The 18614-nt window shown below is 62.5% G+C and carries 11 protein-coding genes; 1 reads left to right on the top strand and 10 read right to left on the bottom strand.

Annotated elements, in window-relative coordinates; genetic code table 11:
• Positions 1 to 477: 477 nt before the first annotated feature.
• From BMY03_RS11080 to pip, 7 genes are all read right to left on the bottom strand, one after another.
• Complete coding sequence (locus tag BMY03_RS11080) at positions 478 to 1212, bottom strand: amino acid ABC transporter ATP-binding protein (RefSeq protein WP_094011062.1); 735 nt, start codon at positions 1210 to 1212, stop codon at positions 478 to 480.
• Positions 1205 to 2167: an amino acid ABC transporter permease gene (locus BMY03_RS11075; RefSeq protein ID WP_023631233.1), complete on the bottom strand. Its 963-nt coding sequence runs from the start codon at positions 2165 to 2167 to the stop codon at positions 1205 to 1207. The genes BMY03_RS11080 and BMY03_RS11075 overlap by 8 nt, the downstream gene beginning before the upstream one ends.
• A gap of 78 nt (positions 2168 to 2245) precedes the next feature.
• A complete protein-coding gene (locus BMY03_RS11070) occupies positions 2246 to 3043 on the bottom strand; it encodes a transporter substrate-binding domain-containing protein (protein ID WP_167335937.1) in 798 nt (265 codons plus the stop codon).
• Between the two features lie 267 nt (positions 3044 to 3310).
• On the bottom strand, positions 3311 to 5878 hold the full coding sequence (gene mdoH / locus BMY03_RS11065) for a glucans biosynthesis glucosyltransferase MdoH (protein ID WP_038706934.1): 2568 nt from the start codon (positions 5876 to 5878) through the stop codon (positions 3311 to 3313).
• A complete protein-coding gene (locus tag BMY03_RS11060; protein WP_081941296.1) occupies positions 5871 to 7607 on the bottom strand; it encodes a glucan biosynthesis protein G in 1737 nt (578 codons plus the stop codon). The genes mdoH and BMY03_RS11060 overlap by 8 nt, the downstream gene beginning before the upstream one ends.
• Before the next feature lie 262 nt (positions 7608 to 7869).
• Positions 7870 to 8307, bottom strand: a complete 438-nt coding sequence (dtd, locus tag BMY03_RS11055) for a D-aminoacyl-tRNA deacylase (RefSeq protein WP_023629093.1) — start codon at positions 8305 to 8307, stop codon at positions 7870 to 7872.
• Complete coding sequence (gene pip, locus BMY03_RS11050) at positions 8304 to 9275, bottom strand: prolyl aminopeptidase (protein WP_038706936.1); 972 nt, start codon at positions 9273 to 9275, stop codon at positions 8304 to 8306. Before pip ends, dtd begins: the two co-directional genes overlap by 4 nt.
• A gap of 220 nt (positions 9276 to 9495) precedes the next feature.
• On the opposite strand from pip, the gene BMY03_RS11045 reads away from it, so the two are divergent.
• Positions 9496 to 15009 carry a dermonecrotic toxin domain-containing protein gene (locus tag BMY03_RS11045; RefSeq protein ID WP_244891308.1) on the top strand — a complete coding sequence of 1838 codons (5514 nt, stop codon included), beginning with the start codon at positions 9496 to 9498 and terminating at the stop codon, positions 15007 to 15009.
• Between the two features lie 36 nt (positions 15010 to 15045).
• On the opposite strand, the gene hutG is transcribed toward BMY03_RS11045, so the two are convergent.
• Genes hutG through BMY03_RS11030 form a run of 3 tightly spaced genes read right to left on the bottom strand, consistent with a single transcriptional unit; the run spans position 15046 to position 18488 of the window.
• Positions 15046 to 15849, bottom strand: coding sequence for an N-formylglutamate deformylase (gene hutG, locus BMY03_RS11040; RefSeq protein ID WP_094011051.1), 804 nt, complete (start codon positions 15847 to 15849; stop codon positions 15046 to 15048).
• Positions 15850 to 15859: 10 nt separating this feature from the next.
• Complete coding sequence (gene hutI, locus BMY03_RS11035; RefSeq protein ID WP_094011050.1) at positions 15860 to 17065, bottom strand: imidazolonepropionase; 1206 nt, start codon at positions 17063 to 17065, stop codon at positions 15860 to 15862.
• Positions 17066 to 17084: 19 nt separating this feature from the next.
• Entirely contained in the window at positions 17085 to 18488 is a 1404-nt protein-coding gene (locus BMY03_RS11030; RefSeq protein ID WP_023632099.1) for an amino acid permease, read from the bottom strand.
• Between the last annotated feature and the right edge of the window lie 126 nt (positions 18489 to 18614).

Raw genomic sequence — 18614 nt, 5'->3', positions numbered from 1 at the left:
CCACTGATGGTTATGTAACACTCAAGGTGTTTTCACCTATGTGAGTGAACTTTTGTGTAACCCATGTGGGTGATCCGTACATCGCTCCATTCATCCGGCCCCTACGCTTCGCTCCGGGGTCCCCTCACTCCGGCCTTGCTCCCGGGAGGACCGCGCTGAACGCCCCATCCTGGGGCGCAGCGCTTGACGGGCATCCATGCCCGTCACCTCCCTCCGCAAGACCTGCGTTCGGCCTCCTGAAGTCGCAATTTGTGTCGCCTGAACTATCGCGCACCTAGAAGCAAAAGCAGATCAAGATCAAGATCAAGATCAAGATCAAGATCAAGATCAAGATCAAGATCAAGATCAAGAGAGAGCGTTCTTTGATTGGAGGCTAGAGGTATTTCGACAACCAGGCCTCTCACCAATATATGGCAAGAGGCCTGAACAGTTTGATCAGATATATTTCACCCACGAATTACGCAGGCCTCAACATCCTCACAAAACTTGCCGCAAGAACGCCTGGGCCCGAGGGTCCTTCGGCGCATCGAAGAACGCCTTTGGCGGCGAATCTTCCAACAGCTTGCCGTGATCGAAGAACAACACCCGATCCGCCACTTCCCGGGCAAAGCCCATCTCGTGCGTCACGCAGACCATGGTCATGCCTTCCTGGGCCAGGGTCTTCATCACATCCAGCACCTCCCCGACCATCTCCGGGTCGAGCGCCGAGGTCGGTTCGTCGAACAACATCACCTTCGGATCCATCGCCAGGGCGCGGGCGATGGCTACCCGCTGCTGCTGGCCACCTGAGAGGCGCGACGGGTACTCGTTGGCCTTCTGGGCGATACCGACCTTTTCCAGCAACGCCCGGGCCTTGGCTTCACGATCGGCCTTGTTGCGCTTGCGTACCACTTTCTGCGCCAAGCACAGGTTCTCCAGCACAGTCATGTGCGGGAACAGGTTGAAGTGCTGGAACACCATGCCGACTTCACGGCGGTAGGCGTTGATATCGGTCTTAGGGTCGTCCAGCTGCACGCCATTGATGGACACATGGCCCTGGTCGAAATGCTCCAGGCCGTTCAAGCAACGCAGGAAGGTGGACTTGCCCGAACCGGACGGGCCCAGCACCACCACCACTTCGCCCTTGGCGACCTGGGTGGTGACGTTGTCCACCGCACGCACCACTTGGCCGCGGGTGTCGAAGACTTTAAGCAGGTCACGGACTTCAATCACTTTGCGCAAGCCTCCGCTCGAGCCGGCTGGCAATGTGCGACAGCGGCAGGTTGATCAGCAAGTACAGCCCCGCCACGCAGAACCAGATCTCGAAGGTCGAGAACGAGGTGGTGATGGCCTCGCGACCGCTCTTGGTCAGCTCGGTGATGGCGATCACCGACACCAGCGAAGTGTCCTTGACCAGGCTGATGAACTGCCCCGCCAGCGGCGGCAGTACGCGTTTGAACGCCTGGGGCAGGATCACGTGGCGCATGGACTGCGCGCCATTCAGGCCGAGCGAGCGAGCCGCCTCGTTCTGGCCCTTGGCGATCGACTGCACCCCGGCACGGACGATCTCGGCCACGTAGGCGCCAGTGAACAGTGCCAACGCCGCTACCCCGGCAAACTCCCGGGACAGATTGAGCACGGTGCCGATGAAGAAGTAGAAGATGAAGATCTGTACCAGCAGCGGCGTGCCGCGCACCAGTTCGACATAGACCGTGGACAGGTCACGCAGGGTGGGGTTGCTCGACAGCCGGCAGAGCCCGGCGAACAGGCCGATAACCAGGCCCAGGGCGCCGGATATGACCGAGATCCACAGCGTGGTCCAAAGGCCCCAGGCCAAAGGCCCAGCGGCCCAGTGGCGGGTGACGCCGATGGCATCGCCCTCGGCGACGTCGTCGCCACGGGCCAGCAGCATGCTGTCCTTGGCCACTTCGACGAACTGGGTGTCGCCGCTCTCGCTCTTCAGGGTGACCCGGGCGTTGTCGCCGGAGACCACGATTTCCTCGACCGTGCCAGGGTTGGCGGCACGCTGGGTTTCCTCGGCCTTGTAGGCGAAGTATTGCGGAACGCGGTTCCAGCGCCACTCGTAGGAAATCATCGAGGTGGCCAGGTACAAGCTGATCGCCAGGCCCACCAGGACCAGCGCGGTCAGCCCGTGCCACGGCCACTGTGCTTTCTTGTGTTTGATCACGTGGGGTACTTCCGTAAATGCGAACGCGCAGGGTTCGCCTGCGCGTCGAGGTCAGCGCTTGGTTTTTTGGCCCAGGCCTTATTCCATTTCCTTCAGCCAGTCCTTGTTCTTGAACCACTTGTCGTGGATACGATCGTAGGTCCCGTCATGCTTGATCTGGTGCAGGAAGTTGTTGATGTAGTTGATGCTGTCGTAGTCGCCCTTCTTCAGGCCGAAGGCCAGCGGCTCGTAGGTGAAGGGCTCTTCCAGGAACACCAGCTTGCCAGCGCCGGCCTTCTCCACGGCCACCACGTTGTAGGGCGAGTCGTAGACGAAGGCGTCGGCCTTGCCGTTGACTACATCCATCACCCCTTCCTGCTCGTTGTCGTAGCCGTGGTACTTGGCCTTGCCGATCAGCTTCTTAGCGACCATCTCGCCAGTGGTGCCGAGCTTGGAAGTGAGACGGTACTTCTCGTTATTCAGGTCCTTGTACGACTTGATCTCGCCCGCCAGCTCCTTGCGGATCAGCAGGGTCTGGCCGACGACGATGAAGGGCTCGCTGAAGTTCAGGCGCAGGTTGCGCTCCTGGGTCAGGGTCATGCCACTGCCGATGAAGTCGAACTTGTCGGTCATCAGTGCCGGAATGATGCCGTCGTAGGCGGTGGAGACCATCTCCAGCTTTACGCCCATGGACTTGGCCATGGCCTTGAGGATGTCGACCTCGAAGCCGATGATCTCGCCACGCTTGTTGGTCATTTCAAACGGCATGTAGGTCGGGTCCATGCCCACACGCAGGGTGCCGCGCTTGACCGCGTCATCGATGGCGCCGGCCTGGGCGGTGGCTACCGCGATCAGGGCGGTCGCACCTACCAGCAGCCGCGACAGGTATTTCTTCATCATCACCAAGTCCCCTAGCAAGAAGTACGCAGATTTTTTTTGTAAGCACGGTCCTACAGACCGATGCGTAATGTCGGGACGGATGCTAACGCATGCGAAGGCCGGGACCTAGAGCCGGTGGGGACTTTGTTGGCCAAAAATCGATGAGGGTAAAACAATCGCGGGGCAAGTCGGGCCGCCGCATCGCCGCTCCCACGCAACGCTGATACGGCGTGGGAGCGGCGATGCGGCGGCCCGGCCTGCCCCGCGATTATCGGTGCGACGCGATCATGCCAGTGCTGGCTGGACCACGTTCTCCGGATGCAACGGCAGCAGCGGCGAGTGCGGGTCGTTGGCGATGGAAGCGCGCCATACATCGATCCACGCCGTGTTGTGCCCGGCCCATACCTGCTCGTGCAGGCGCGACAGCGCCACCGGGTCGCTGAGCAGCGCCAGGCGGGTGTTCAGGTCCAGGCCCTGCGGCCCAACTTCCAGCGCCTTGGCCACACGCTCAACGCGCAGCGCCTCGATCGGCGCCGCCTGGCCATGACGTGCCGTGGCCATGGCACAGGCCAGGGCGTTCTGGCGCGGATCGACCACGGCCCGGACGAAGCCGTCGTGCAGGGCATGCCAGCGGTTCTCGTGGGTGTACTGGTCGGTGGCCAGCAGCTCCTGCGGCGTCGCATATTCCTCGGGGATGAGGAACAGCTTCTCGTCCTTGGCCGCCAGGCCCAGGCGGGTGCGGCTGGAGATCACCGAGACCGGGATCGACAGCACCAGCGAGCCGACGATCGGCGCCAGCCACCACAGGAAGCTCGGGTTCAACCAGGCCACCAGGCCGGCCCAGGCGATGCCCAGCAGGGTCTGCGGACCATGGCGACGTACCGCCTCGCTCCACGGAGTCGAGTCATCGTCACGCTGCGGCGAGTTCCAGGTCGCGGCCCAACCGAGGAACGCGGCCAGCACGAAACGGGTGTGGAAGATCATCCGCACCGGTGCCAGCAACATGGAGAACAGCATCTCCATCAGCATCGACAAGGTGACCTTGATACGCCCGCCGAACTCGGTGGCGCCCTTGGCCCAGATCAGGATGACGCTGAGCAGCTTGGGCAGGAACAGCAGCACGATGGTGGTGGAGAACAGCGCGATGGCCTTCTCCGGGTGCCACTGCGGCCACAGCGGGTAGAGCTGGAACGGCTCGATGAAGTATTGCGGCTCCATCAAGGTGTTGGTCGCCAGCAGCGCGGTCGACAGCACCAGGAACAGGAACCACAACGGCGCCGACAGGTACGACATCACCCCGGTGAGGAACACCGCGCGGTGCACCGGGTGCATGCCCTTGACCAGGAACAGGCGGAAGTTCATCAGGTTGCCGTGGCACCAGCGACGGTCGCGCTTGAGCTCGTCGAGCAGGTTTGGCGGCAGCTCTTCGTAGCTGCCCGGCAGGTCATAGGCGATCCACACGCCCCAGCCGGCACGGCGCATCAACGCGGCTTCGACGAAGTCGTGGGAAAGGATAGCACCAGCAAACGCGCCCTTGCCCGGCAACGGCGCCAAGGCGCAGTGCTCGATGAACGGCTTCATGCGGATGATCGCGTTATGGCCCCAATAGTGCGACTCGCCCAGCTGCCAGAAGTGCAGGCCGGCGGTGAACAGCGGGCCGTACACGCGGGTGGCGAACTGCTGCATGCGCGCATAGAGGGTATCCATGCCCGAGGCTTTCGGCCCGGTCTGGATGATGCCGGCATCCGGGTTGGCCTCCATCAGGCGCACCAGGCTGCTCAGGCACTCGCCGCTCATGACGCTGTCGGCGTCGAGCACGACCATGTACTTGTAATCGCCCCCCCAGCGACGGCAGAAGTCGTCGAGGTTGCCGCTCTTGCGCTTCACCCGGCGCCGGCGACGACGATAGAAGATGCGGCCAAAGCCCTTGGTCTCGCGACACACGTCCAGCCAGGCCTGTTGTTCGGCCACGGCGATATCGGTGTCGTTGGTATCGCTGAGCACGAAGAAGTCGAAACGATCAAGGTTGCCGCTGGCGGCCACCGACTCGAAGGTCGCCCGCAGGCCTGCGAACACCCGTGGCACGTCTTCGTTGCAGATCGGCATCACCAGCGCGGTACGCGCCTCGGCGGGAATCGGCTCGTTGCCGGCGCTGCTGCCGGAGATGCGGTACTTGTCACGCCCGGTGAGCAGCTCGAGGAAGCCCATCAGTGCGGTCCAGAAGCCCGCCGACACCCAGCAGAACAGGATACCGAAAAGGATCAGAATGGACGTCTGCAGCGCATATGGCCAGACCTGCACCACGGTGTCCCACAACGGCTGGTGGATGACTTCGTCGAGGTCGACGAACGACCAGCCCTGGTACGGCAGGATGCCCTTCATGTACCAGCCGGCAACGATGGTCTGGCCGATCATCAGGGTGAGCAGGATATAGCGGCGAATCGAGCCGACCGTGCGCCAGCGTGCCGGCGGCAGTTCGCGCTTGGGCGGCTGTGGGGCGTTGGTGCGGCCGGTCATGCGCCGCCACATGCGGATCAGCACGTTGGTGCGCCACGGCTCGGGCACGACCTTGGTGCGTTTGATCGGAGGGGCGATCTTCAGGCACAGGCGGCCGCTGCCATCGACGCCGAGCATCTCGGCCTCTTCCAGTTCGGCGGCGCTGCCTACGGTAAGACGGGCCCCCACCGAAGCCTGGACGGCCTCGGCGGTGGCGGCGGCCGGGTTGGCCGCCAGGCGTTGGTGCAGCTCGCTGAACGAAGTGCAACGGGCGAGTTCCGCGCGTTGCTCGTCGCTCAGGGGGAGGTGGGCCAGGTATTCGCCAAGCGATTCCGGCCTTGCGCTTGAGTTACTCATCGGCAGGCAACTGATAGCTCCAGGTCTCGGTCAGCACCTTCTCGGTGGTGGCCGGGGCCCCGTTGGTGGATGCCGCGTCGGCGGCGGGTTGCTCGGCAGCCTGCTCGGCCTTGGCTTTCTCAGCCTTGGCGTGGGCGTGCTTGGCCGCGGCCTTGTCCTGCTTGGTTTCCTTGGCGGGCTTCGGTTGCTCGACCGGCACGTCACGCAGCAGCGCGGCGCGCATCTCGGTGGACTTCTTCGGATCCTGCACCTTCAGGCGCAGGGTCAGGCGCCAGCCTTTGGTTTCCGGGTTGTAACGCAGATTGTTCTCGACCACTTCGGCGTTGTCGCCGACGCTGACCTGGCTGCGCACGGCGGTGTCCGCCGGCAATGCCGCGAGGTTCGGGCCGATGAAATCGACCAGCAGGGCAACGCTGCCGTCAGTCTGGCGGATCAGGTTGGACTGCTTGACGTCACCAGCCGAGCGCAAGGTCTGCTTGACCCAGCCCAGCTCCTGCGAGTGCAGTTGGTCTTCCTTGATGGTCCAGCGCAGGCGGTAGTCGTATTCGAACGGCTTGCCTGGCTCAGGCAGCTTTTCAGGGCTCCAGAAGGCCACGATGTTGTCGTTGGTCTCATCGGCGGTCGGAATCTCGACCAGATCTACAGTGCCCTTGCCCCAGTCGCCTTTCGGCTCGATCCAGGCACTCGGACGCTTCTCGTACTCGTCGTCGAGATCTTCATAGTCACTGAAGGCGCGCTGGCGCTGCAGAAGGCCGAAACCACGGGGATTCTCTACGCTGAAGTTGCTGACAGCCAGGTGTTTCGGGTTGTTCAACGGGCGCCACAGCCACTCGCCGTTGGCGGCGTGGATGGCCAGACCTTCGGAATCATGCAGCGCTGGGCGGTAGTTCATGATCTTCGACGGCTGGTTGGGGCCGAACAGGTACATGCTGGTCAGCGGGGCGATGCCCAGGCGGCTGACGTTTTCACGCAGGTAGACGCGCGACTTGACGTCGACCAGGGTGTCCTCGCCCGGACGCAGGGTCAGCTTGTAGGCACCAGTGGAGCGCGGCGAGTCGAGCAGTGCATAGATCACCAGGTGCTTGTCGTTCGGCTTGGGCTTCTCGATCCAGAATTCGCGGAAGCGCGGGAATTCCTCGCCCGACGGCAGTGCGGTGTCGATGGCCAGGCCACGGGCTGACAGGCCATAGCGGTGGCCCTTGCCGACCACGCGGAAATAGCTGGCGCCAAGCAGGGTCATGATCTCGTCCTGCTTGTCGGCCTTGTTGATCGGGTAGAGCACACGGAAACCGGCATAGCCGAGGTTCTTGGTGGCGTCGGCGTCATGGGGCACGTCACCGAACTCGAAGCGGCTCGGATCGTACTTGATTTCCCTGACCTTGTTGGCGGTGATCTCGTTGATGGTCACCGGCGTGTCGAAATGCATGCCCTGGTGATAGAAGGACAGCTTGAACGGCGTCTTGTCCTTGGCCCACTCGGCCTTTTCCTGCAGGAAGCGGATCTTCTGGTAGTCGGCGTACTTCATGTCGCGGAACACCGGCGGCAGGTTGCTCTTCGGCGCCTCGAACTTCTGACCGGCCAGATCCTTTGCCTTGGCTGCAACATCGTCCAGATTGAATGCCCACAGCTGGCCCGCGCTCATCAGGCCGACCAGCGCCACGCCGGCCAACAGTGCCTTGCGCAGCCGGGTACCGGGGATTCTAGGTGCAATACAGGGGCTTACAATCACGAGCAATCCTCGCCGAAAACAGATCATGAAACCAACGGCCAGCGACAAATGCCGGGTTGGCGAGCACTGTTCGGACCCCGTGAGGGCGTAATGATTCCCCAAACGGATCCTGACAATGCTCGAGTCAAAGTGAAACGAACCTGCGAACGCAGGTTCATGCAGCGCGCGATTATCCAGCAGGTCGCGTTACAACGCATCAGGCTGAACAAACTATTTATCGTACAAAACCCCTTGTTTTCGCCAAACAAGGGGTTTTTTGACCTCATATTTGTAACATAAATGTTACCGGGCCATCATTGACCAGGTGCACCTGCATGTCAGCGCCGAAGCGACCACTGGCCACCTGCGGATGCTGAGCTTGTGCCTGATTCAAAAGATAGTCGAAAAGCGCAGCGCCAAGGGCCGGTGGCGCTGCTGTCGAGAAGCTCGGGCGCATGCCGTTGCGGGTGTCGGCGGCCAGGGTGAACTGTGACACCAGCAACAGGCCACCGCCGACATCCTTGAGCGAGCGGTTCATCTTGCCCTGCTCGTCGCTGAACACTCGATAGTTCAGCAGCTTGTGCAGCAGTTTGTCGGCATGCTCGGGCGAATCGCCTGGCTCGACCGCCACCAGCGCCAGCAACCCTTGGTCGATGGCCCCGACGATCTCGCCCGCCACCTCCACCCGTGCGCCGCGCACACGCTGGATCAGCCCTTTCATGCCTCTTCCAGGGGCAGGTCGAGCAGGCGTCGCGCCATCTGGTCGGCGGCGCGCACCAAGGCGTCGGTGATGCCCGGCTCGGAGGCGGCGTGACCGGCGTCGCGGATCACCTTCAGTTCACTGTTCGGCCAGGCCTGGTGCAGCGCCCAGGCGTTGTCCAGCGGGCAGATCACATCGTATCGGCCATGCACGATTACTGCCGGCAGATGAGCGATCTTCGGCATGTCGCGGATCAGCTGGTCAGGTTCGAGGAACGCGTTGTGGGTGAAGTAATGACATTCGATACGAGCGATGGACAGAGCGCGCTGGGGTTCAGAGAAGCGGTCGACCACCAAGGGGTTCGGCCGCAGGGTGGCCGTGCGGCCTTCCCAGGTGGACCAGGCCTTGGCGGCGTGCATCTGGGCGATCTGGTCGTTGCCGGTCAGGCGCTTGTGGAAAGCCTTGACCAGGTCGCCACGCTCTTCCGGTGGTATCGGTGCGATGTAATCCTGCCAGTAATCGGGGAAGAGACGGCTGGCGCCTTCCTGGTAGAACCAGCTGATCTCCTGCGGGCGGCACAGGAAAATCCCGCGCAGGATCAGCCCATGCACGCGCTCGGGATGGGTCTGGGCATAGGCCAGGGCCAGGGTGGAGCCCCACGATCCGCCGAACAGTACCCACTTGTCGATGCCAAGGTGTTCACGGATGCGCTCCAAGTCCTCGACAAGGTGCCAGGTGGTGTTGTTCTCCAGGCTCGCATGCGGCGTGGAGCGGCCACAGCCGCGTTGGTCGAAGGTGATGATCCGATACAGATTGGGGTCGAAGTAGCAACGGCTCTGGGCATCGCAACCGGCGCCCGGGCCGCCGTGGATGAACACCACGGGCAGACCTTCCGGCGAGCCGCTTTCATCGACGTACAGCACATGCGGCGCTTCCACGGCCAGATCGTGCCGGGCGTAGGGTTTGATCTGCGGGTAGAGGGTCTGCATCGCGCACTCCGTGTGAGGTTTGGTTCAGCCGTGGGCCATCATAAACCTGAATGATGCTTTGAGCATGTATCTATGGCAAATCGGCACTCCGACTGCATGGACCGGTGCCCACAAGCCGCTGGGCCAGGCAAGGTATCTGCGGCCTACATACCTACAGCTTGCGCGCCAGGCATCCTGCCCATAGTCCGTTGCTCCCACCTACCCGGCAAAGGAGCAAGACATGCCAGCAACCGCAAGCACCTCACCCGGCCGTCACTACACGACAATCGAGCAGGCAATACCCACCTGGCTCAAGGAGAGCACGCCAGCGACGCGCGCAGGTCTGCAAAACTGGCAGCGAGGGCCCGACTGGCTGGCCGCTGCCGTCCGGCAACAACCAGATGTTGCCAAGGCGTGGCAGGATGAACATGCTCGCCATCGACGACACCAGGCCGGCGTCCAGAGATTGTTCGAAGGACTTCCCGAACTGGAAACCTACGCCAGGAAGATACTGGCAGACGGGATCAAAAATCGCTTCGGCCTGGAGCTCGACGTCGACAAGACCTATCTGATCGACGCCCGCCTGATCGACACGTCCTCAGCCATTGATGGTCGCCAGGCAGTCGACAGGGCAACCCGCTCGCTGCTGCACTGCGCATTGCACAATTTCGACGCTGGCGCTGCGCAAGAGCATGGCATGGACGCGCCCGCTGCCCCGTTGAAAAAGTCCGTCATCGTCGATCACCGCCGCTTCATGGGCACCGTACCCATCACCAACCAGATAGACTTCACCGCCGAAGCCTTCGCCGACCTGTGCCGCACCTTGGATATCGGCGCCAGATACCATGACCTGGTGCATGCCATCTACTACCCCGCCGCCACGCCCAGGCGCAGCGCCGATGAGCAGGCACTGGATGTGTATCGAACCTTGGGCAACGCCGAAGTCTCCGCATTCAGACAGTCTCTGCACTTTGCTCGCCTCAAGGGCGATATCGACCGTGACTTTTATGAGAGCGCGCTTGCGCAGTGCCTGGACACCGCTGCGAAGGCAACTGCAAGCATCACCTTCAGTACGATGTCCCTCTGGGAAGCCGAACTGACCGGCGTCCTGCTCATCACTCGGCAAACAAATGGGCATAAGTGCCAAGCGCTGTATATTCCCGAAGATGATGAGACGCCGCTCAAGGCGTTCGCCACCCTGGACGCGCTGTTCAGCGAGCTGGGCGAACGACTGCGGGCCAACGCCGGCTACCTGGACAAACACATCGCCGAACGCGACAAAGCCTCGGTACAAAGCCGCCTCGCAGGCCGCCTGACCCCGTTCGGATGGAGCAGCCGTGGCCTCTACGAACGCGTGTCTGACCCACAGGCGGCACTATACCCATCCACCCGACCGTTCAAACATGGGTTTCAGGAGATGATGGCGCTCCAGAAGGCCGAGCGTCACGAGATGGATGCGCTGTACCACGCCGTTCCCACCGAAATTGTCGACCGGCGCACCGCCCTGGCCCATCGCAAGCTGGTCTTCGGACGCGTGCTGACCGGCTTGAACATCGCCGGTTTCTTCGTACCAGGGCTTGGGGAGGCGATGCTTCTCCTTAGCCTGACCCAGTTGGCCTTCGAGGTGTACGACGGTATCGACGCCTGGAAGAACGACGAACGCGACATTGCCTACGGCTATCTGGTCGATGTCATCGAAAATGTGGCATTGATGGCCGCCCTTGCCACAGCAACCAAGGCACTGAACAGTTCAGGCGCCGGGGCGCCCGCTGCTTCAGAGGGTGTAGAGAGACACGCGCCCGAGCGAGAACGTATTGCTGTGCTGACACCGTCCTTCATCGAGGAACTGCAGGACGTGGAAATGCCCGATGGCCAGGTACGCCTCTGGAAACCAGACCTAACACCCTATCGGCGCAGCGATGCCCTGCCCGACCATCTGGAACCAGATGCATTGGGCCTCAGGCATCACCAGGGCAAGCTCTGGCTGGATACGATGGGCGATCGCTACATCGTCGAACACGCATCGGCAACCGCTGACTACCGTGTACAACACCCGCTCGGGCCCCAGCGCTACGCGCCGCCGGTTCTACATAACGGTGCTGGCGCCTGGCTGCATGTCGTCGATCAACCCACGACTTGGAGTGGGACCACCTTGCTGCGCCGGATTGGCCACTTGAACGCGCATTTCGACGAGTCGACGTTACGCAGCATGCTTGCCATCACTGACATTGACGAAGGCGAACTGCGCCGGACCCTGGTCAAGAATCAACGGCTTCCTGCCTTGCTGGAAGACACGATGCAGCGCTTCAGGCTGGACGAGACAGTTGGTCACCGCGCCATCAGCAGCGCCCGATTTGGCGAATTCACCAGAGCCTATGATGGTCTTCCGACTACTCGGCAGCCAGGCACCGAGGTCATCCGGCGGGTATTCCCGCAACTGCCGCCCGCAGTCGGCGAGGAACTGGTTCGCAACGCCAGCGTCGAGGAGCGGCAACTGCTCAATGCTGGCAAGGTCCCCCTGCGTCTGGCCGAGGAAGTTCGCGCATACCAGCAACAGATTCGCCTGACACGCGCCTACGAAGGTCTGTACCTGAACTGCGTGCGGAGCTGGGACATAGACCGGCTGATCATCCACACCTTGCAACAACTGCCCCAATGGCCTGCAGATACCTACCTGGAACTGCGCCAATACCGATTCTGGCCAAGCCAACACGCGAGCGTCGGCCCGATGGACGCCTCATTGCGTGCTACCGTCACGTGCGCGCATGCGGGTTACATCGTCCATGCCGCGCCGCTGGCGGGTAGACCGATGAGGCCCCTGACCAACCTATACGGTGCCCTGTTCGAGGCTCTGCCCCAGGTCATGGTGCAGCTGGCTGTCAGCGACGAAGCCGCGTTGCGCCGGTTGCTGCAACAAAATGCCCTGCCCCGCGCGCCACTACGCCAGGTGCTCGGCATGCGCCCCGTGAAGCCAGGCTATCGCTCCCCCATGCGCCTCGCCGATGGCCGCGTTGGTTACCCGCTGAGTGGCGGTGCCGCGGCCACGGGTGTCAGCCGCCAGGCGCTGCTCGATGCGATCGCGGCGACCGGCCTGCCTGAACACACGCGCAGGTCCACAGAGCAGATATTGATGATGATTACCAGTACCGGCCGCACTCAAGTGCAAGTCCTCGATCACCTTCAACAGTTGCTGGAACAGCGCCTTGAACTCCAGAGCAGGCTGGACGAATGGTACGAGGGGATCTTTTCAGGCTCAGATCAGGAAGCCTTGGAGCACGCCAATGTGCGCACCGAAATCATCCAGCACTGGTACGACAGCGCGCTTGAGGAGAGCAACCAACACGCTGCGCAGCTAAGCCTGAACCACGTGCGCCTGGCCGACATTCCGATGAATTTGCCCGCACACTTCACCTCGCGTGTGCGCCGGCTGCGCTTGATCGGTTCGGCAGCAGACAACAATTCAGGCTGGGCTCAGCATGAGCGTCTGCTGCAACGCCTGCTGCGGCAGATGCCGCAGCTCGAGGAACTGGTGATCACCCGGCCCTTCGAATTGCGGGCGGCACCCTCGTCCTTCCTCTACAGTATCGGCACGATCAGCCAGCACCTGCCTGGCTTGCGAGTGCTGACTTTCACCAATCAGAACATCCCGCTCAGTGCGATGCACATGGCAGAACTGTCCAGTCTGCCCGAGCTGCGCCGTCTGGATCTGAGTGGCAACCGGTTTGCCCAGCGCGACAGCCCAAGCCTACATCAGCTATCGCTGGATTATCTCGGCCTGGATGACATGCAAATCAGCCAATGGCCCATCGGGCTGGGCGGCGACGCGCTGGGGCGAATTGCGCATGTTTCGCTACGCAACAACAACCTGAGGTCGCTTCCGACATTCCTCCTCGACCAACCCGAGCTCGCCCTCGGCGGTACAATGCTCTCGCTGGAGGGCAATGATATAAACGAAGACCACCTGCAGCGCTTGCTGCTGAATGAAAGCGGGATGACGTCGCGCATCCATGTCGACCGATCGCCTGAACTCACCCAACGGCTGGATCGAGTCCGTCGGGAGCGGGACCAACTGCGCGACGCCATCGATGGCTGGGCGCAAGCGTCAAGCTCGAACCAGCCTTTGACACAGGCCATGCTGGAAGACCGCCAGCGCATCGCCAGCGCGATCCGCCAGTTCTGGGAAAACCAGGAACGGGGCTTGCGCTATCTGCGATTACAGCTCGCGGATGTGGCCATTGAAAATTTTCCGCGCAGGCTGCCGTCATTTTTCAGCGAACACGTGAACGCGTTGACGCTCAGCCGGGTAAGCGGCTCCAGTGAGCAGCTCGGCGAGCTACTCAGGCACTTCCCCCACATAACCCGCCTGACCATCGACGCACACGTGGCCGCCACGCAGACGCTCGCCTCGGCCCTTGCGCACCTGCCGCGATTGGTTCATTTGGAATTTCGTGGCATGGGGCTGGAAATTGACCAGAATATGCTCCAGGCATTCGGTCGACTGCACAACCTCACTTCCCTGGACCTCTCCGGTAATCGAATGGGGGCCATCACCGAGGTACCTGCACGCCTGGCCACGAGCCTCACTTCGTTGACGCTGAGCAACATGGGATTGCAAACCTGGCCAGCCTGGTGTGAACGCTTGTTGCCATTGGAACTGCTGGACTTGAGCAACAACAACATTTCGCAATTACCGGATTTCGTGCTTAACAACCTCGAAAACCGGATGCCTATCTCATCGATTGCGTTGTTTGACAACCCGTTGGCACTCGATACCCTGACGCGCCTGCGCGCTTACTCGGAGAGCCAGCACAGCTTCACCTTTGCCCTTGACCCTGACAACCTGATGCTTACCGATAGCACGAGTGAAGGGTCGCTGACCGACCACCCGCACTTTCCCCTCGCCGGTGACGACACCCCAAGAGTCGAACTATGGGCGCTTGGCACCGAAGCGCAGAACGAAGCCCTGCACAATTGCTGGGAGACGCTGCAACGGTTGGAGGACGGTAACAACCTGCTGCGCCTGGCTGGGCGTTTGCGCAACGCCGCGCCCTATGTGGACATGAGCTCGCAAGCCGACTTCTGCGAGCGCGTGCGTCTGATGTTGGTGACTGCGGCGACTCACGACGAGTTGAGGCCCACCATGAGCGTGATTGCCGCAGAAGCATTGCCCGACCCGATAAACGACTCTCAGACCTGCCACGACGGTGCGCTCCAGGCGTTCAACAACATCGAAATCTATGTCATGAACAGCCGAGTGCTGACCGATGCTGGTGACACATTGCAGACGCTGTTCCGACGCCTGCGCCAGTTGTACCGCATGGGGCAGCTCGAAGTACTTGCCAGCCAACGCACCACTCCTGGCGACCATGTTTCGGTACGCCTGGCATACCGCCGCGAGCTCGCCGCCGAACTGGACTTGCCAATCGCTGACAGCATGCGCTTTCGAAGCGCTGCCCAGCTTGCGCAAGGTGAACTGGCAAGCGTGCTGGAGCAGGTCAGGGGAAGAGAAAGCGGCGATTCGTTCATGCAGTATCTGCTGGCAAACCGCTATTGGACCGAGCGCCTGCGCGCCGAGTACACCGACCGGTTCGGGAGGATCAACCAACGTTTCGGTAGGCGCGTGCAGGAGCTGAGCGCTTTGGACCTGCCGTTGCAGGAAGAGCTGGCGCTGCAACAGGGGCTGATGGAGGACAAAGAACAGGAAGAGCGGGAGTTGCTTCAGACACTGACGCGGCCTTACTTCACGCACGACTGACCAATGTTCAGTGCCCCAGGCAGGGGCACTTTCAGCCTATTGGACGTAGCGCGCGCGGCCCCAGTCCAACAAGGCCTGCAGCAATGCGCGCAGGACAGCCTGCGTGGGCTGCGCCAAGTCCTGTCGATAAAGGTACGGCGCGTGTTCCTCCATGTAGGTACTCTGCGCCAGTTCCAGCTGCACCGCGTGAATGTGGTTGGACGGGTCGCCATAGTGGCGGGTGATGTGCCCACCCTTGAAGCGACCATTGAGCACATGGCTATAGCCCTGCGCCGCAGCGCATACCCCCTCCAGCCGTTGAGCCAGCTCCGGGTCGCAACTTGCACCGTTGAAGGTGCCCAGGTTGAAGTCCGGCAGCTTGCCGTCGAACAGGTGCGGGATCAGCGAGCGGATCGAGTGGGCATCCCACAACAGGGCGTAGCCGAAGTGCTCGCGCAGACGCTCCAACTCGTTGCGAATGGTGTCGTGGTAAGGGCGCCAGATCTGCTCCAGGTACTGTTTGCGCTGCTCGCCAGTCGGTTCCAGCCCGTCCTTGAACAGCGGCTCTCCCTCGAACAGCGTGGCCGGGTACAGACCGGTGGTGGCACCGGCATACAGTGGCTTGTCGTCATCCGGCCGGTTGAGGTCGATGACGAAACGCGAATACTCCGCCGTCACCACGCTGGCGCCCAAGTCGCGGGCGAAGTCATACAGGCGCGGGATGTGCCAGTCGGTGTCCGGCAGGCTGCGCGCCTGGTCCACCAGGCCGTCGCGCACCGCATCGGTCAGGCCCAGCCCGGCGTGGGGCATGCTGATCAGCAGCGGCAGACGGCCCTGATGAAAACTCAATACTTTGTCCATATGCCCTCGCTCAATTGGATATCTCATGGCCCAGGCGCACCACGCGCTTGGGCAGGTCGCCGCCGAGCCAGTAGCTGAGGTCGGCGGGGCGTTCGATCTGCCAGGCGATGAAGTCCGCGACCTTGCCCTCTTCCAGCGAACCATGGCTATCGCCCAGGCCCAGCGCCGTGGCGGCGTGCACGGTGACACCGGCCAAAGCTTCCTCGGGGGTCATGCGGAAACAGGTGCAGCCCATGTTCAACATCAGGCGCAGCGACAGCCCCGGCGAGGTACCGGGATTGAGGTCGCTGGCCAGGGCGATCTTCACGCCGTGCTGGCGCAGGGCATCCATCGGCGGAAGCTGGGTTTCGCGCAGGAAGTAGAACGCCCCCGGCAGCAGCACCGCCACCGTGCCGGCCTCGGCCATAGCGATGGCGTCTTCTTCGGTCATGAACTCCAGGTGATCGGCCGACAGAGCGTGGTAACGCGCCGCCAGGCTCGAACCGTGCAGCGACGACAGTTGCTCGGCGTGCAGTTTCACCGGCAGTCCCAACTCACGAGCCTTGATGAATACCCGCTCGACCTGGGCTGGGGAGAACGCCAGGTGTTCACAGAACGCATCCACCGCGTCCACCAGGCCCTCGGCAGCCAATGCCGGGAGCATGACGTCGCAGATATGGGCGATGTAGTCGTCGGCCCGCCCCGCAAATTCCGGCGGCAGGGCATGGGCCGCCAGGCAGGTGCTGCGCACGGTCACGGGCAGTTCCTCACCCAGGCGCCGGGCGACACGCAACATCTTGCGCTCGCTCTCGAGGTCCAGGCCGTAACCGGACTTGATCTCGATCGTGGTCACACCGTCGCGCATCAGCGTCTGGACGCGCTGACGGGCACTCACCAGCAGTTCGTCCTCGCTGGCGGCACGGGTAGCTCGCACGGTGCTGGCGATGCCGCCGCCCTGAGCGGCGATCTCGGCATAGCTGACGCCTTGCAGGCGCTGCTCGAACTCGCCGCTGCGGTTGCCGCCGAACACCGCGTGGGTGTGGCAGTCGATCAACCCCGGGGTAACCCAGGCACCGCCGAGGTCGACGATGCGATCGGCCGCCACTGGCGGCACCTCGTCACGTGGGCCGATCCATTCGATCAGGCCGGCGCTGGTGACGATCGCCGCATCCTCGATGATCGAGTAGCGGCCCTCGGCCATGGTTGCCGCATGGCAGTGCTGCCAGAGGGTTCTCATCAGGATCTCCTTGTAAGACTCAACGGTGCAGCTCGGCAGGTTCACGGACCGGCTCGCCGTCACCTGCGCGCGGCTTGCACCACAGCAGGTAGGAAGCGACCAGGAACACGACCCAGATAACGCCGACGATCAATGCCGCCTGGGTATCCGGGAAGTAACCCAGCACACCGAAGATGAACAGCATGAAAGCAATGGCCATCGCCGGACCATAGGGCCAGAACGGCACGGGGAACTTGAGCTGGGCGACTTCTTCGCGGCTCATGCTGCGACGCATGGCCACCTGGGTGACCAGGATCATCAGCCACACCCACACAGTGGCGAAGGTGGCGATCGAAGCGATCAGCAGGAACACGTTCTCCGGAATCAGGTAGTTGAGCAGCACGCCCACCAGCAACGCCGCGCCCATCACCACCACGGTCATCCACGGCACGCCGTGCCTGGACAGCTTGCCAAAGCCACGCGGCGCCTGGCCGTGCTGGGACAGGCCGTACATCATCCGGCCAGCGCCGAAGATGTCGCTGTTGATCGCGGAAATGGCTGCCGAAATCACCACGATGTTAAGCACCGCCGCCGCCGAGCCAATCCCCAGGTTGCTGAATATCTGCACAAACGGGCTGCCCTGGCTGCCGATCTGCGGCCAGGGGTACAGGCACATCAGCACGAACAGGGTCAGCACGTAGAACAGCAGGATGCGCAGCGGCACGGCGTTGATCGCTTTCGGGATCACCCGTTGCGGGTCTTTCGCTTCACCTGCGGTGACGCCGATGATCTCGATGCCGCCGAAGGCGAACATCACCACCGCGAATGAGGCGATCAGGCCACTGACGCCATTGGGCATGAAGCCGCCATGTTCGAACAGGTTGCTCACCCCGACGGCGTGCCCGCTGCCCACCTGGCTGAAGCCGAAGGCCATGATGCCGAGACCTGCGAGGATCATCGCGACGATGGCCCCGACCTTGAGCAGCGACAGCCAGAACTCCATCTCGCCGAACACCCGCACGTTGCACAGGTTCAGGCCACCGATCAGGAAGACAATACCCAGCACCCAGATCCAGCGTGCCACTTCGGGGAACCAGAAACCCATGTAGATCCCGAAGGCCGTGACATCGGCGATGGCGACGATGACCATCTCGAAGGCGTAGGTCCAGCCGAGGATGAAGCCGGCCATGGGGCCGAGGTAGGTGCTGGCGTAGTGGCCGAAGGAGCCGGACACCGGATTGTGCACGGCCATTTCGCCGAGGGCACGCATGACCATGAACACCGCGGCGCCGCCGATCAGGTAGGCCAGCAGCACGGCCGGGCCAGCCATCTGGATGGCCGAGGCCGAACCGTAGAAAAGCCCGGTACCGATTGCCGAACCGAGCGCCATGAAACGGATGTGCCGGGCCGATAGCCCGCGCTTGAGACCTTGAGCTTGTTGCATGTCACGTCCTTATTGTTGTTCTGGTCGTGATATCGGGATGGGGTCTGCTGCGCAGCCCAATCGCCGGCAAGCCGGCTCCCACACAAGCAGTTGTGGGAGCCGGCTTGCCGGCGATGGGCCGCAAAG

It is taken from the genome of Pseudomonas soli (assembly GCF_900110655.1).
Lineage (GTDB): Bacteria > Pseudomonadota > Gammaproteobacteria > Pseudomonadales > Pseudomonadaceae > Aquipseudomonas > Aquipseudomonas soli.
This window is presented reverse-complemented; position numbering and strand designations above follow the sequence as displayed.